Annotated in this window: 10 protein-coding genes; 3 read left to right on the plus strand and 7 right to left on the minus strand. The window is 74.3% G+C overall.

The window, feature by feature from the left end; all coding sequences use genetic code 11:
* Positions 1-4: 4 nt before the first annotated feature.
* From ftsH to ACIP9D_RS26280, 3 genes are all read right to left on the minus strand, one after another.
* Positions 5-2,023 carry an ATP-dependent zinc metalloprotease FtsH gene (gene ftsH / locus ACIP9D_RS26270; RefSeq protein WP_350873549.1) on the minus strand — a complete coding sequence of 673 codons (2,019 nt, stop codon included), beginning with the start codon at positions 2,021-2,023 and terminating at the stop codon, positions 5-7.
* A gap of 436 nt (positions 2,024-2,459) precedes the next feature.
* The gene (gene hpt, locus ACIP9D_RS26275; RefSeq protein WP_350873550.1) at positions 2,460-3,035 is read right to left on the minus strand and encodes a hypoxanthine phosphoribosyltransferase; all 576 of its coding nucleotides are present in this window, start codon (positions 3,033-3,035) and stop codon (positions 2,460-2,462) included.
* A gap of 101 nt (positions 3,036-3,136) precedes the next feature.
* Positions 3,137-3,286: a hypothetical protein gene (locus ACIP9D_RS26280; protein WP_350873677.1), complete on the minus strand. Its 150-nt coding sequence runs from the start codon at positions 3,284-3,286 to the stop codon at positions 3,137-3,139.
* A 139-nt stretch (positions 3,287-3,425) separates the two neighbouring features.
* Between ACIP9D_RS26280 and ACIP9D_RS26285 the strand changes: the two genes are divergently transcribed.
* Positions 3,426-4,391 carry a helix-turn-helix domain-containing protein gene (locus ACIP9D_RS26285; protein ID WP_350873551.1) on the plus strand — a complete coding sequence of 322 codons (966 nt, stop codon included), beginning with the start codon at positions 3,426-3,428 and terminating at the stop codon, positions 4,389-4,391.
* Between the two features lie 56 nt (positions 4,392-4,447).
* Here ACIP9D_RS26285 and tilS read toward each other — a convergent pair whose 3' ends face one another.
* The 3 genes from tilS to dacB form a co-directional block, all read right to left on the minus strand.
* The gene (gene tilS / locus ACIP9D_RS26290) at positions 4,448-5,440 is read right to left on the minus strand and encodes a tRNA lysidine(34) synthetase TilS (protein WP_350873552.1); all 993 of its coding nucleotides are present in this window, start codon (positions 5,438-5,440) and stop codon (positions 4,448-4,450) included.
* 10 nt (positions 5,441-5,450) lie between these two features.
* Positions 5,451-6,518 (minus strand): zinc-dependent metalloprotease, encoded by a 1,068-nt coding sequence (locus ACIP9D_RS26295; RefSeq protein ID WP_350873553.1) that lies wholly within the window; start codon positions 6,516-6,518, stop codon positions 5,451-5,453.
* Between the two features lie 76 nt (positions 6,519-6,594).
* Entirely contained in the window at positions 6,595-8,289 is a 1,695-nt protein-coding gene (gene dacB / locus ACIP9D_RS26300; RefSeq protein ID WP_400451149.1) for a D-alanyl-D-alanine carboxypeptidase/D-alanyl-D-alanine-endopeptidase, read from the minus strand.
* Positions 8,290-8,670: 381 nt separating this feature from the next.
* On the opposite strand from dacB, the gene ACIP9D_RS26305 reads away from it, so the two are divergent.
* Positions 8,671-9,177: an inorganic diphosphatase gene (locus ACIP9D_RS26305; protein WP_350873554.1), complete on the plus strand. Its 507-nt coding sequence runs from the start codon at positions 8,671-8,673 to the stop codon at positions 9,175-9,177.
* 33 nt (positions 9,178-9,210) lie between these two features.
* On the opposite strand, the gene eccD is transcribed toward ACIP9D_RS26305, so the two are convergent.
* On the minus strand, positions 9,211-10,608 hold the full coding sequence (gene eccD, locus ACIP9D_RS26310) for a type VII secretion integral membrane protein EccD (RefSeq protein ID WP_350873555.1): 1,398 nt from the start codon (positions 10,606-10,608) through the stop codon (positions 9,211-9,213).
* Positions 10,609-10,708: 100 nt separating this feature from the next.
* Here eccD and eccCa point away from each other — a divergent pair, with 100 nt between their 5' ends.
* Positions 10,709-14,719, plus strand: a complete 4,011-nt coding sequence (gene eccCa, locus ACIP9D_RS26315) for a type VII secretion protein EccCa (RefSeq protein WP_350873556.1) — start codon at positions 10,709-10,711, stop codon at positions 14,717-14,719.
* The last annotated feature ends 48 nt before the right edge of the window (positions 14,720-14,767 follow it).

The raw sequence follows: 14,767 nt of genomic DNA on the forward strand, positions 1-14,767 counted from the left end.
GTACTCAGTGCGTGCCGTCCGAGTTGTTGGACGAGGTACCGCCACCGACCGACGCCTGCGCGCCGTCGGCCTCGGCCTGCGCCTTGAGCTTGTCCTTCTCCGCCGGGGTGAGCACGGGGGGCTCGGTGGAGGGCTGACGCTTGCCGAACCCGTTGTAGGGCGCGAGCGGCGGACGCTTGACCACCCGGGCGCAGATCCGCGCCATGTCGGCGGTGGAGAGAGTCTCCTTCTCCATCAGCTCGAGCACGATGTTGTCCAGGACGTCCCGGTATTCCACCAGGATCTCCCAGGCCTCGTCGTGCGCCAGCTCGACCAGCGCCCGCATCTCGCCGTCGATCTCGGCGGCCACCGAGTCGGAGTAGTCCCGCTCGTGGCCCATGTTGCGGCCGAGGAACGGTTCGTCCCCGCTGGTGCCGTACTTGATCGCACCGAGCTTGGAGCTCATGCCGTACTGGGTGATCATCGCGCGGGCCAACTGGGTGGCCTTCTCGATGTCGTTGCCGGCACCGGTGGTGGGCTCGTGGAAGACCAGTTCCTCAGCGGCCCGGCCGCCCAGCGCGTACGCCAGGGTGTCGATCATCTCGGCCCGGGTCTGGGTGTACTTGTCCTCCGTGGGCAGCACCAGGGTGTGGCCCAGCGAGCGGCCACGGGACAGGATCGTCACCTTGTGCACCGGCGCGGCGTGCGGCAGCGCCCAGGCGACCAACGCGTGCCCACCCTCGTGGTACGCGGTGATCTTCTTTTCCTGGTCGCTCATCACCCGGGTCCGGCGCTGCGGACCGGCGATGACCCGGTCGATCGACTCCTCGAGGGAGTCGTTGCTGATCGCCCGCTGGTCCTTACGCGCGGTGAGCAGGGCCGACTCGTTGATCACGTTGGCCAGGTCGGCGCCGCTGAACCCCGGGGTACGCCGTGCCACCGAGTCGAGGTCGACGTCGGGGGTGAACGGCTTGCCCTTGGCGTGCACCCGCAGGATGGCCTTGCGGCCCTCCATGTCGGGGGCGTCGACCGGGATCTGCCGGTCGAACCGGCCCGGGCGCAGCAGCGCCGGGTCGAGGATGTCCGGCCGGTTGGTGGCGGCGATCAGGATGACCCCGCCCTTGGTGTCGAAGCCGTCCATCTCGACGAGCAGCTGGTTGAGGGTCTGCTCGCGCTCGTCGTGACCGCCGCCCATGCCGGCGCCACGGTGGCGGCCGACGGCGTCGATCTCGTCGACGAAGACGATCGCCGGAGCGTTCGCCTTGGCCTGCTCGAACAGGTCCCGGACCCGGCTGGCGCCGACACCGACGAACATCTCGACGAAGTCGGAACCGGAGATGGAGTAGAAGGGCACCCCGGCCTCGCCGGCGACCGCGCGGGCCAACAGCGTCTTACCGGTACCGGGCGGACCGAAGAGCAGCACGCCCTTCGGGATCTTCGCGCCCAGTGCCTGGTACTTGGCCGGGTTCTGGAGGAAGTCCTTGATCTCGTGGAGCTCCTCCACCGCCTCCTCGGCGCCCGCGACGTCCGCGAAGGTGGTCTTCGGCGTGTCCTTGGTGATCATCTTCGCCTTGGACTTGCCGAAGTTGAGCACCCGCGAGCCGCCGCCCTGCATCTGCGACATGAAGAACAGCAGCAGGAGCACGAGCAGCACGATGGGGAGCAGGTTGACCAGCAGGCTCACCCAGATGCTGTCGGACGACACCTTGGCGTCGGCGGGGCCGGTGACCCGGTTGGCCGCCTTGGCCGCGAGGACCTCGTTCCAGACCTCGTCACCCACCTCGGCGGGGAACTGGGCCTCGATCCGGTCGGTGTTGGTGTCGCCGAACTTGGTCTTCTGCGCCAGGTCGAGCTGGAGCGTCTGCTCCTTGTCCTGGAAGACGACCTTATTGATCTTGGCGGTGTGGAGCTGGTCAAGCGCAACGGAAGTGTCCACCCGGTGGTAACTGGGACCAGAGGTGAACAACTGACTGAGCACAACGGCGCCGAGGATGACCAGGATGATCCAGACCACCGGTCGGCGGAAGAAACGCGTACGTTCCATACTGTTGTCGAGCGCCGGAGCGCCCGCATCCTCCTGATCGACGTCCTGACCGTCTGATGGTGTTGCCGCCTTTAGCGGCGGCCGGAGCCGCCGTGCGGGCCGGCCTCGACCCCGAAGCGCGACAACTGCCGCGCCGCGGTCATTCGACGGTACACCGTGTGCGCACGGAGTGAGCTTGCGAGCCCCGCACTCGGCACACTCGTCGACATCGACGCAGCGCCCCGTGGGCGGGGCCCGCCAGCCACGCGCCGAGACGTACGGCGGGACCGGGCGGGACCAGCGTGGCGGGGAGTCCGACCCGGCCACCAGCGAACACCCGGTCAAGCGTTCGAGGGGCCGAGCGCGAAGGTGCCTCCGCGCCACCGGGCTCCACGGTAGCCGGAAGAGCTGAGAGTCCGCTGAACGTCGGCTTGACAGCTGCCGATGCGAGTGGCGCTCAGGAGCGGGCGTAGACCTCGGGCTTGAGCACGCCGACGTAGGGCAGCTCGCGGTAGCGCTCGGAGAAGTCGAGCCCGTACCCGACGACGAACTCGGTCGGGATGTCGAAGCCGACGTACTTCACCGGCACCTGGACCTTGACCGCGTCGGGCTTGCGGAACAGCGCGACCACCTCGACGCTCGCCGCGGACCGGGACTCCAGGTAGCGCAGCAGCCAGGAGAGGGTGAGACCGGAGTCGACGATGTCCTCGACGACCACCACGTGCCGGCCGGCGATGTCCCGGTCCAGGTCCTTGAGGATGCGGACCACGCCCGAGGAGGTGGTGCCCTGGCCGTAGGAGGAGACGGCCATGAACTCCAGCTCGGCGGGAGGCCCTTGCCGGCCGAGCGCCCGGGCGAAGTCGGCCATGAACATCACCGCGCCCTTGAGCACGCAGACCAGCAGGAGCCCGTCGTTCACGTGGGCGTAGTCCGCCGAGACCTGCTTGGCCAGCTCCGCCGTCTTCTCGCGGATCTGCGCTTCCGAGATGATCACGTGGTCGATGTCGGCGTCGTACCAGGAGCCGTCAGCCATGACTCCTAGCCTGCCGTACGCCCACCGGCCTCCGTCGGCGGGGCCGCCCCTTTTGGCGCGGTCCCGCCCGGGATTTTCTCGGCAAAACTGGACCAAGGGCATCAGCAGGTACGGGACTGCCAGCGGTGACCTTCGTCGGTCGGCTTCCAGTCGGCGGAGTCGCGGGTGTCGGCGGTCAGGCCGGCCGCCGAGGCGACGGCGAGCAGGACGAGGAACAGCAGGAACAACAGGAACTCCATGGCGGCGCTCACTTTCGCACGATTGCTATCGGTTTCGCCGCCGGTGCGCACCGGACTTGACCCCAGTCTGCGCCGCCCCGTTCTGGGTCGACAGTGGCAGGAATGCCAATGGCCCTCGATTTCCTGCCACCGGCGGGGTTACCCTCGTCACATGCTCCGCACCGTCGCCGTCCTCGCCCTCGACCAGGTCGCCGCCTTCGAGCTCGGCGTGCTCGCCGAGGTCTTCGGCACCGACCGCACGGCCGACGGGTTTCCCGGCTACCGCTTCCACGTGTGCAGTCCGGACGGCGCCCCGGTGCGCACCGCGTCCGGCTTCCAACTGGTCCCGCACGCCGACCTCGCTCCGCTGGAGGACGCCGACCTGGTCGCGGTGCCCGCGCACTCCCAGGGCACTACCGTCCCCGCATCGGTGCTGGAGGCGCTGCGACGGGCCGACGCCCGCGGGGCACACCTGCTCAGCGTCTGCTCCGGGGCCTTCCTGCTCGGCGCGGCCGGCCTGCTCGACGACCGGGAGTGCACCACCCACTGGCGCTACGTCGACGAGCTGCAACGTCTGCACCCGAAGGCGCGGGTCCGCTGCAACTCGCTCTACGTCGCCGACGGGCGGCTGCTCACCAGCGCCGGCACGGCCGCCGGCATCGACGCCTGCCTGCACCTGATCCGCCAGGAGCACGGCTCGGCGACGGCCACCCGGCTGGCCCGCCGGATGGTGGTTCCGCCGCACCGCGACGGTGGCCAGTCGCAGTACATCGAGGCGCCCATCCCGAGGGCGCCGGAGGCGCCGACCCTGGAGCCGGTGCTGGAGTGGCTGATGGGGCATCTGGACCGCACGGTGACGGTGGACGAGCTGGCCGCCCGGGCCGGCATGGCGCCGCGTACCTTCGCCCGCCGGTTCCGTGCCGAGACCGGCACCACCCCGCACGACTGGATGACCAACCAGCGGGTGCTGCTGGCCCGGCGGCTGCTGGAGGAGACCCGGCTGAGCGTGGAGGCGGTCGCCGACCAGGCCGGCTTCGGCGACGCGGCGGCCCTGCGCCACCACTTCACCCGTCGGGTCGGCGCCACCCCGCACAGCTACCGGACGACCTTCCGCGACCGCAGCCAGACACCGGCCTGAGCGCCGCCGCGCCGATCACCGAGCCGCTCGGGACCCCCGCCGCCCCCGGACCGGGATCAGCCCGGGTCGGCGGCGAGCAGCCGACCGGCGCGACGGAGCACCTGGAAACCGCCGGGCAGGTGCGCGGCGCCCTGGCCGTGCCACTCGACGACCAGCGCCTCCAGCGCGGCCACGTGCCGGTGGGACAGAGCGCCCGGCGGGGCGCCCAGCTCGCGCGCCCAGGCGTGCAGCACCCGGCCGCGTACCGCGGGGGCGAGGGCGGCCAGCTCCGGCACGGCGAGCCCGCCGTCGGGGTGCCGGGCCGTCGCGAGCGCCGCGTCGGCCAGGTCGTCGAGGGCGGCGGTGTCCGCGGCGACCAGCCGGGCGGTGCGGGCCAGCCCGTCGAGCACCCCCGGCCCCAGCGCGCGGACCAGCGCGGGCAGCACCTCGGCCCGGACCCGGGCCCGGGCGTACGACGGATCGACGTTGTGCGGGTCCTGCCAGGGCTTGAGGCCGAGCGCCGCGCACGCCGCCCGGGTCTGCTCGCGGGTCACCGCCAGCAGCGGCCGCAGCAGCGGCACCCCGGCCAGTTCCCGCCGGTCCGGCATCCCGGCCAACCCCCGGGGGCCGGCGCCCCGGGCCAGCGCGAGCAGCACCGTCTCCGCCTGGTCGTCGCGGGTGTGCCCGGTCAGCACCGCCGCCGCCCGGTGCCGCCCGGCCGCCGCCACCAGCGCCTCGTAGCGCGCCTCGCGGGCCGCCGCCTCAGGCCCGCCCGGCCGCCCGGCCGGTTCGACCCGGACCGACTCGACGGGGGTCAGGCCGACGTCGGCGGCCCAGGCCACCACCTCGGCGGCCCGGTCTGCGGAGCCCTCCTGGAGGCCGTGGTCGACCGTCACCAGGCCGGCGGGCCGGCCGAGCCGTGGGGCGACGAAGGCGGTCGCGGCGGCCAGCGCGAGCGAGTCGGCCCCACCGGAGCAGGCGACCAGCACCGGCCCGTCACCGGCCAGACCGGTCAGCGCGTGACGGACCGCCAGCCGGATCGCGGCCACCGGCGGGGCGAGTACGGCCACCGGCGTGCGGTCAGCCGGCGGCCGGCACCGAGCCGGCCGGCCCGTGCACCCGGGCCACCCAGGCACCCGGGTCGCTGATCTCGTCAAGGCGGGGCAGGGTCAGTGGCGAGCCGAAGATCTTGTTGAAGCCGTCCATGCCGACCCGCTCCACCACCCCGTGCACGAACGTGCGGCCCTCGGCGTACTGGCGCATCTTGACGTCCACGCCGAGCAGCCGGCGGATCGCCTTCTCCACCGGGTTGCCGGCGGCGCGCCGGCGGTTGAACGCCGCCCGGATCCGGTCGACGCTCGGGATGACCTGCGGGCCGACGCCGTCCATCACGAACTCGGCGTGCCCTTCGAGCAAGGTCATCAGCGCGGTGAGCCGGTCCAGCACGGCTCGCTGGGCGGGCGTCTGGACGAGGTCGAGCACGCTGGTCCGGCTCTCCGGGTCGCGGATCACGTCGGAGAGGGTGGCCACCCCGCGGCGTAGCCGCTCCACCACGTGCTCGCTGCCGGACGAGGCGTCCACGAAGGCCTGGACCTCACCGAGGAAGTAGGCCCGCATCCACGGCACCGCGGTGAACTGGGTCCGGTGGGTCACCTCGTGCAGGCAGACCCAGAGCCGGAAGTCACGCGGGTCGGCGCCGAGCTTCCGCTCCACCTCGACGATGTTGGGCGCGACCAGCAGCAGCTGCCCGGGGTCGGCGGAGAAGACCTCGTACTGGCCGAGCACCCGGCCGGAGAGGTAGGCGAGCACGGTGCCGGCCTGCACGCCGGTCAGCCGCGAGCCGATCGCCTCGGTCAGCGCCCCGGGCTGCTTGTCGCCGGTGAGCCGGCCGACCAGCGGGCTGATCACCTCGCGCAGGCCGGCGATGTTGGTGGCGGCCCAGTCCCGCCGGTCGACCACCCGCACCGGCGGGTGGGTCACCTGCGCCCGCAGACCGGTGTAGTCGGCCACGTGCCCGGCCGCCTCCTCGGTCAACCGCCGCAGCTCGCCGACCACCTCGGTGGCCTCGGCGTACGACACCCGGGGGCCCGACTTGCCCAGGGCCCCCGCGGTCGCGGCGGCCAGATCCCAGTCCACGAACTGCGCCATGCACCCCACCGTACCCGCGCCGGAACACCCCGACCCGGGCTCGCGGTGGCGGTCGAAGCTGGTCTCGCCCCGCCGGTCAGCGGCAGCCGCAGCCGGCCAGGGTGGCGGCGATCCGGTCCAGCGCCACCCGGGCCGCCGTCATTCCGTCGGCCGGCGCCCGGTCGGTGAGCACGGCGAAGGTGAGCAGCCGCCCGTCCGCGGTGGTGACCAGCCCGGCGATGGCGTGCACGCCGGTCAGCGTCCCGGTCTTGGCCCGCACCACCCCGGCGCCGGCCTTCGTCCCGGTCGTCTCGTAGCGCTCGCCCAGGGTGCCGGACCAGCCGCCGACCGGCAGGCCACCGAAGATCGCGGCCAGCTCCGGATGCTTGCCGTTGCCGGCGAGCGTGATCAGGTCGGTGAGCAGGGAGGGGCTGATCCGGTCGGAGCGGGACAGGCCGCTGCCGTCGGCGAGGGCCAGCTCGTCGGCGGGCAGACCCAACTCGCCGGCGACGGTGTCCATCGCCGCGGCGGCCCCGCTGAACGACGCGGGCTTGTCCCGCGCGAGCGCGACCTGACGGGCCAGCGCCTCGGCGATGATGTTGTCGCTGTCGGTGATCATGATGTCGACCAGCCGGACCATCGGCAGGGACTCCACCTTGCCGAGCTCACCGCCCGGCGCCCCTGCCGTGGCGCCCTCGCCGGGAGCCTTGCCCCGGCTGACCGCACTCGTCGGCAGGCCGAGCAGCCGGGCGAACGAGCGGCCGGCGGCGAGGTCGGGCTCGGACACCCGCTCGGCGCCGTGGTTGCCGGCGTCGTGGTCCTTCTTCGCCTGCGGTACGTCGCTGCGACCGGCGTCGGTCATCAGGGCGGTGATCGCCCCGCCGTAGCCGCCGGTGGGGATGTCGTCGTCCCAGCCGGGCTCGTAGACCGGCCCGGAGTAGAGCGACGAGTCGACGATCACCTTCGTCGGCGCGACGCCCCCGAGCGCCTGCTTGACCTGCGCGGCCAGGTCGTCCAGTCGGGCCGCGCCCGGGTAGAAGCCCTTCTTGTCGACCGCCAGGGTGGGATCGCCACCGCCGACGATGACCACCTCGCCGGGGTTCGCCCCGGCGACCGCCCGGGTGGGGATCCGGTAGGCCGGCCCGCGCGCGGAGAGCACGGTCACCGCGGTCACCAGCTTGGTCACCGAGGCGGGCACGGTGCCGTCGTCGGCGCCGCGGGCGAAGAGCGACTGCCCGGTCGCCACATCCGCCACCGACACGTTCACCCGGTCGCCGAGGGCGCCCACCCCGACCAACGGGTCGAGTGCGGCGCGCACCCCGTCGGGGGTGGGCAGCGGGGCGTTCGGGTCGGCGCCCGCGAGCACGGCCGACGGCGCCGGCTCGGGCGCCGCGGCGGCGGCCTGCGGGTCGTCGGCCTCGCTGCCGAGCCAGCCGGCGACCGGGCCGGGGCGTACCACCGCCACGCCGGCCCCGACCAGCACGAGCAGGAGCAAGACGGCGAGCACCACCGGCAGCCGGCGTCGACGCCGGGGCGCCGGGGTCGTCGGGCCCGAGGCGCCGGGCGGCGCGTTCACCGGGCCGGTGCCGGCGGGCCCCGCGGGCGGGATCGGCCCGGCCCCGCCGACCGTCGCCCGGCCGGCCGCCGACGGCGGGGCGGCACCCGCCGGGGCGTACCCCGGATCCGCGGGGTGGTGGTCGCGGCGCGGCCCGGCGGGCGCGGGGCTGGTGGGGATCCCGGAGGTCGGGGCGGAACCGGAGGGGTGCGCCGTCGGAAAGGTCGGCGGGGTCATCGGGCGCTCGGCGCCCAGGACGGGGAAGCGGCCCTGGCCCGGGCCGGTGGCGCGGGGGTCCGCCGGCGGCCGCCAGGCCGGCGGCGGGGTGCCGTCGGGGGCCGCTCCGGCGGGTTGGCGGGGGTGCGCGTCGGGCACCGGTACGCGCCCGGTGGCACCGCCAGAAGCAGGTCGTCCGGTTTCGCGTCCAGAGCCTGCCTCCGGGCGGTAGTGTGAATCTTCCCTCCCCACGACCCCCTCCTCTCCTGCGACATCCGGCTTGGGTGACACTACTTTGGTCCGAACACTATGCGGCGGCCAGAACCGGTGGGTGGCTTTCACCTGTCCGGGCGGCAGCCGCTGGTTCCGTTAGCCAGCGTGGGCAAACGAGGGAGCGTGCAGATGGATTTCGACGTCACGGTTGAGATCCCCAAGGGTCACCGCAACAAGTACGAGGTCGACCACGCGACCGGCCGGATCCGGCTCGACCGGACCCTCTTCACCTCCACGCAGTACCCGGCGGACTACGGGTTCATCGAGGGGACCCTGGGCGAGGACGGCGATCCGCTGGACGCGCTGGTGCTGGTCCCCGAACCGACCTTCCCGGGCTGCCTGATCCGGTGCCGCACCATCGGCATGTTCCGGATGACGGACGAGAAGGGTGGCGACGACAAGGTCCTCTGCGTCCCCTACGAGGACCCGCGCCAGGAGCACCTGCGCGACATCCACCACCTCGGTGAGTTCGACCGGCTGGAGATCCAGCACTTCTTCGAGGTCTACAAGGACCTCGAACCGGGCAAGTCGGTCGAGGGCGCGACCTGGGTGGGGCGGACCGAGGCCGAGGCCGAGATCCACGCCTCGTACCGGCGGGCCAAGGAGGCGGAGGAGCGCGGCGAAGCCACGCACTGACCCGCCACGATTCGTACCGGGCCCGGGGGCCGCTCAGCCGAGCAGCCCCCGGGCTCGTTCGTAGAGGTCGAGGACCGCGCAGGCGACCGGCACCACGGCCACCACCAGCGCCGTGTCGGCCAGGTCGGCGACCCGGCCGAGGTACGGGGAGACCGGCCGGCGGGCGTACGTGGTGCCCGCCGTCACGGCGAGCAGGGCCAGCGCCACCCCCGCGGCGACCAGCAGGAGCCGACCGGTGCCGCCCGCGCGCTCGGCGAGCACGGCGCCGAACACGGCGTAACCGGCCAGCCCGGCGGCAACCGGGGGCACCCGGTGCCGGACCGCCACGAAGAGCCGGGACCGCAGCAGCAATACCGCGGCGGTGACCGCCACCAGCACCAGCCCGGCGACCCCGCCGGCCGCCGCGAGCACCGCCATCGCGGCGGTCGCCAGCACCGCGTGCCCGAGCAGCATCCCGGTGAGCATCTCCTCGGTACGCGCCACCGCCGCGTAGACCCGGCCGCGGTCCGGCAGGTCGCGCACCGGCGCCCCGCCGTCGGACGGGGTCGGCAGGGTGATCGGCGGCAGCGGCAGCTTGCCGAGCCGGATGGCCAGCAGCGGGATCGCCCCGACCGCGAAGACCAGCGCGCAGAGCAGCACCGCCGCGGCACCCGCCGGGGCGAGCAGCAGTCCGCCGAGGGCGGCCGGCACGCCGACCAGCCCGACCGTGGCGCCGGCCACGAACACCCGCAGCCGGGTGGCGACGCCGAGCAGCCCGAGCACCGAGATCAGCAGCAGGGCCGCCGCGCCGGCCAGCAGCTCGGGAGCGCCCACCCAACGCAGCGGCCCGAACAGCCCGACCGGGTCGCCCGAGCCGACCGCCAGGGCGCCGGCCGCTGCGGCGTACGGCAGCGCGTAGCCGCCGAGGGTCGCGGCGGTCGCGGCGTCGCCGTGGGCCCGGGAGGCGACGGTGGCGGCGAGGGTGAGCAGCAGCGCCACCGCGGCGGCGGCCACCCAGCCGGCCGCGTGCCGTGGTCCGCCGTCGAGCAGGGCGAGCAGCCCGACGGCGAGGGGCACGCTCACGCCGGCCAGGACGGCGACCCGGGTCGCCACCGGCGACCAGGCGCCGCCCCGACGCCGGGCGCCGTCGGCGATCGCCTCCACCACGTCGTCGTACTCCAGCTCCGGCCAGTGCGCGCGGGCCGGGACCAGGTGCAGCACCTCGCCGTCGCGGACCCCCTGTGGCAGCAGCGCCTGGGCGGTCGACAGCACCGCGCCGTCGGTGCGGCGCAGCAGCCACCCGCCGTGCCGCTCACCGTCGTCGGCCAGCCCCTCGCCGGCGTGCCGGAGCACGTCGGGCAGCAGCTCGGCCAGGGGCACCTGCTCGGGCAGGGCGACGTCCACCCGCCGCTGCGGGGCGCTGATCGTGACGCGGGCCAGCCCGGTGGTCATCGAAGCATCTCCATATCGAACAGGTTCGGCGGCTGCGCGGACGACAGGACTTTACCTACGATGAGCCAGCTTCGGGTTACCGAGCGTTCCGGGAGGGTCAGTGTCCACTGTCGTCATCAAGCGCCCGCCGCGCCGGCCGGCGCCGGAGATCCCGGTCGGCGAGCTGCCGGTCGAGCCGCCGCCGGAGATCCCCGCCGTGACCGGCGGGCGCTGGCAGCAGCTGCTGATGGTGTTGCCGATGCTGGGCGGCACGGTGGCGATGGCGATGATGTTCGGCCGGGGTGGCGGCGCCTACGCGTACGTGGTGGGCGGGATGTTCGGGCTCTCGTCGCTGGCGATGCTGGTGACCTCCTGGGGCAGCGCCGGGGGCACGCCCCGAAAGTCGGAGATGATGGCCGCCCGGCGGGAGTACCTGCGGCACCTGACCGCCCTGCGCCGCCGGGTCCGGCAGACCGCCGGGCAGCAGCGGGCCGGGCTCTACTACCGGCACCCCGATCCGGGCCGGCTCTGGTCCACGGTGGCGAGCCACCGCGTCTGGGAACGCCGCCCCGGCGACCCCGACTTCGCCGTCGTCCGGGTCGCCGTCGGGCCGCAGACCCTGGCCACCCCGCTGGTCCCGCCGGTCACCCGGCCGCTGGAGGAGCTGGAGCCGATGACCGCCGGCTCGCTGCGCCGGTTCCTGGACGCGTACTCGGTGGTGCCCGATCTGCCGGTGGCGCTCTCGCTGCGCAGCTTCGCCCGGGTCTTCGTCGCCGACGCCGGCGACCGTGCCGCCGGAACACTCGCGCAGCCGGGCGGCGACACCGGGCCGGCCGACGACGGCGGCCCGACCCGCGGAGCGGCCGGCCGGGCGCTGGTCCGGGCGATGCTCACCCAGCTGGCGGTCTTCCACGCCCCCGACGAGCTGCTGATCGCGGTCTGCGCCGGCCCGGAACGGCGGGCCGCCTGGGAGTGGGTCAAGTGGCTGCCGCACGCCCACCACCCCACCCGCACCGACGCCCTCGGCCCGGTGCGGCTGCTCACCAGCTCCGCGGTCGAGTTGGAACGGCTGCTCGACGAGGTGCTCGGCAACCGCGCCCGGTTCAGCCCGGCCGGGCCGGCGACCGACGGGCCACACGTGGTGGTGGTGCTCGACTCCGGCGACCTGACCGGGGCCACCGACCTGACCGGCGACGGCGGCATCGACGCGGTGACCGTGCTCGACCTGGACACCCCGCCGCCCCGGCTGCTCGACCGGTACGCCCTCCGGCTCGAGCTGCGCGACGGGCGGCTGCACTCGTACGCGGCCGACGGTCACGCCGAGGTGGGCGTCGCGGACCGGCTCGATCCGGCCGACGCCGAGGCGGTCGCCCGGCGGCTGGCCCCGCTGCGGCTGGCCGGCACCGCCCGTGGCCCGGACGCCCTCCTGCACGCCGAACTCGGCCTGCCGGAGCTGCTCGGCCTCGGCGATCCGCAGAGCTTCACGGTCGAGCAGGGCTGGCTGCCCCGCTCGACCCGGGAGCGACTGCGGGTGCCGATCGGGGTTGGCGCCGACGGCGGCGCCATCGAGCTGGACCTCAAGGAGTCCGCGCAGGACGGCATGGGCCCGCACGGCCTGCTGATCGGGGCGACCGGCTCGGGCAAGTCCGAGCTGCTGCGAACCCTGGTGCTCGGGCTCGCCGCCACGCACAGCTCGGAGCAGCTCAACTTCGTCCTGATCGACTTCAAGGGCGGCGCGACCTTCGCGTCCTTCGACCGGCTGCCGCACACCGCCGCCGTGATCACCAACCTGGCGGACGCGCTGCCGCTGGTCGACCGGATGGTCGACGCGATCAACGGTGAGCTGGTACGCCGGCAGGAGCTGCTCCGGCGGGCCGGCAACTTCGCCAGCCTGCGGGACTACGAACGGGCCCGCGCGGCCGGCAGCCCCCTCGCCCCGCTGCCGTCGCTGCTGCTGATCTGCGACGAGTTCTCCGAACTGCTCTCCGCCAAGCCCGACTTCATCGACCTCTTCGTGCAGATCGGTCGGCTGGGTCGGTCGCTCGGCGTGCACCTGCTGCTCGCCAGCCAGCGACTCGACGAGGGGCGGCTGCGCGGGCTGGACACCCACCTGTCGTACCGGATCGGGCTGCGCACCTTTTCGGCGCTGGAGTCGCGCACGGTGCTCGGCGTCCCGGACGCCCACGAGCTGCCCCGCACCCCCGGCCACGGCTACCTGCGCTTCGGCACCGAGCCACTGGTCCGGTTCCGGGCCGCGTACGTCTCCGGCGCACTGCCCCGCCGCGGCCCGACCGCCGGCCCCGGCACCGGCGCACCGCGCCTGCTCACCTTCACCAGCCACCTCGTGCCGGCGCGCGAGCCGGCCACCCCGGCGCTGCCCGCGACGGCGGAGGAGGAGAGCCGGGGAAGCCTGCTGGACCTGCTGGTGGACCGGCTGGCCGGGCAGGGGCCGCCGGCGCACCAGGTCTGGCTGCCGCCGCTCGACCAGCCGCCGGCGCTGGACGACCTGCTCGGCCCGGTCACGGTCGACCCGACGCGCGGGCTCAGCACCGGCAACCCGGAGCTGCACGGCGCGCTCGGCGTGCCGGTCGCCGTGGTGGACAAGCCGTTCGAGCAGCGCCGCGACCTGCTCTGGCTGGCGCTGGACGGAGCGGCCGGGCACGTCGCGGTGGTCGGCGCACCGCAGAGTGGAAAGTCGACGGTGCTGCGGACGCTGATCTGCGCGCTGGCGCTCAGCCACACGCCGGCGGAGGTGCAGGTCTACTGCCTCGACTTCGGCGGCGGCGGGTTGGCCGCGCTACGCGAGCTGCCGCACGTGGGCGGGGTGACCGGTCGGGCCGACCCGACCGCGGTCCGGCGCACCGTCGGAGAGGTCGCCACTCTGCTCGCCGACCGGGAACGCCGCTTCGCCGAGCTGGGCGTGGAGTCGATGGCGGCGTACCGCCGCCGGCGGGCCGCCCTGGCCACCACCAACCAGCCCGGCGTCGACCCGTTCGGTGACGTGTTCCTCGTGGTCGACGGCTGGACCACCCTGCGCACCGAGTACGACGACCTGGAACCGCTGATCACCGACCTGGCCACCCGCGGGCTCTCATACGGGGTGCACGTGGTGACGACCGCGCTGCGCTGGCTGGACTTCCGCCCGGCGATCCGGGACCTGTTCGGCTCCCGGCTGGAGCTGCGCCTGGGCGATCCGGCCGACTCGCTGGTGGCCCGCCGAGCGGCGGCGAACGTGCCGGAGAAGACCCCCGGCCGGGGCGTCACGGCGGAGAGCCTGCACTTCCTCACCGCCCTGCCCGGGCTCGCCGGCGCCACGGCGGACACCGCTGACCTGGTCAAGCGGGTCGCCGAGGCCTGGGCCGGCCCACCGGCGCCCCGGGTACGGCTGCTCCCGCCGGTGCTCCCCTACGCCGAGCTGGACCTCACCGCGACGACCGGGCTGCGGTTGCCGGTGGGGATCGCGGAGGCCGACCTGCGCCCGGTGGTGCTGGACTTCGCCAGCGAGCCGCACTTCGTGGTCTTCGGCGACGGCGAGTGCGGCAAATCCTCCTTCCTGCGGGCACTGGCCACCACCATCACCACCCGGTTCACCCCGGAGCAGGCCCGGGTGATCCTGGTCGACTACCGGCGCAGCCTGCTCGGCGCCATCGAGACGGCGCACCTGATCGGCTACGGCACCGCCGCCGCGCACACCGCCGACCTGGTCGAGTCGGCCGCCGGCTACCTCGCCGGTCGGCTCGCCGGTCCCGAGGTCACCCCGCGGCAGCTGCGCGATCGCTCCTGGTGGTCGGGCCCCGAGCTGTTCGTGCTGGTCGACGACTACGACCTGGTGGCCACCGGGCCGGCCAACCCGCTGCGCGCCCTGGAGGAGTACCTGCCCCAGGCCCGGGACGTCGGCCTGCACCTGGTGCTGGCCCGCCGCTCCGGTGGCGCGGGCCGGGCCCAGTACGAGCCGATCGTGCAGCGGCTACGGGAGCTCTCGACCGCCGGGCTGGTGATGACCGGCAGCCCCGAGGAGGGGGCGTTGGTCGGCCCGGTCCGCCCCGGGCCGCTGCCACCGGGGCGTGGTCGGCTGGTCACCAGGCGCGAGGGCGTACGCCTGGTTCAGCTGGCTCACCTGCCGCCACCATGACCGGTGTCCGTGGAACGTCCCGGGATCGGGGTGGGAACCGGTAATCTC

Source organism: Micromonospora sp. NPDC093243 (genome assembly GCF_044753725.1).
In the GTDB taxonomy this organism is placed as follows: Bacteria; Actinomycetota; Actinomycetes; order Mycobacteriales; family Micromonosporaceae; genus Micromonospora.

Excerpts from the sequence above, each read along its gene's own strand:
- ftsH (WP_350873549.1), bottom strand. The coding sequence starts at position 2,023 with ATGGAACGTACGCGTTTCTTCCGCCGACCGGTGGTCTGGATCATCCTG.
- hpt (WP_350873550.1), bottom strand. The coding sequence starts at position 3,035 with ATGGCTGACGGCTCCTGGTACGACGCCGACATCGACCACGTGATCATC.
- ACIP9D_RS26285 (WP_350873551.1), top strand. The coding sequence starts at position 3,426 with ATGCTCCGCACCGTCGCCGTCCTCGCCCTCGACCAGGTCGCCGCCTTC.
- ACIP9D_RS26295 (WP_350873553.1), bottom strand. The coding sequence starts at position 6,518 with ATGGCGCAGTTCGTGGACTGGGATCTGGCCGCCGCGACCGCGGGGGCC.
- dacB (WP_400451149.1), bottom strand. The coding sequence starts at position 8,289 with ATGACCCCGCCGACCTTTCCGACGGCGCACCCCTCCGGTTCCGCCCCG.
- ACIP9D_RS26305 (WP_350873554.1), top strand. The coding sequence starts at position 8,671 with ATGGATTTCGACGTCACGGTTGAGATCCCCAAGGGTCACCGCAACAAG.
- eccD (WP_350873555.1), bottom strand. The coding sequence starts at position 10,608 with ATGACCACCGGGCTGGCCCGCGTCACGATCAGCGCCCCGCAGCGGCGG.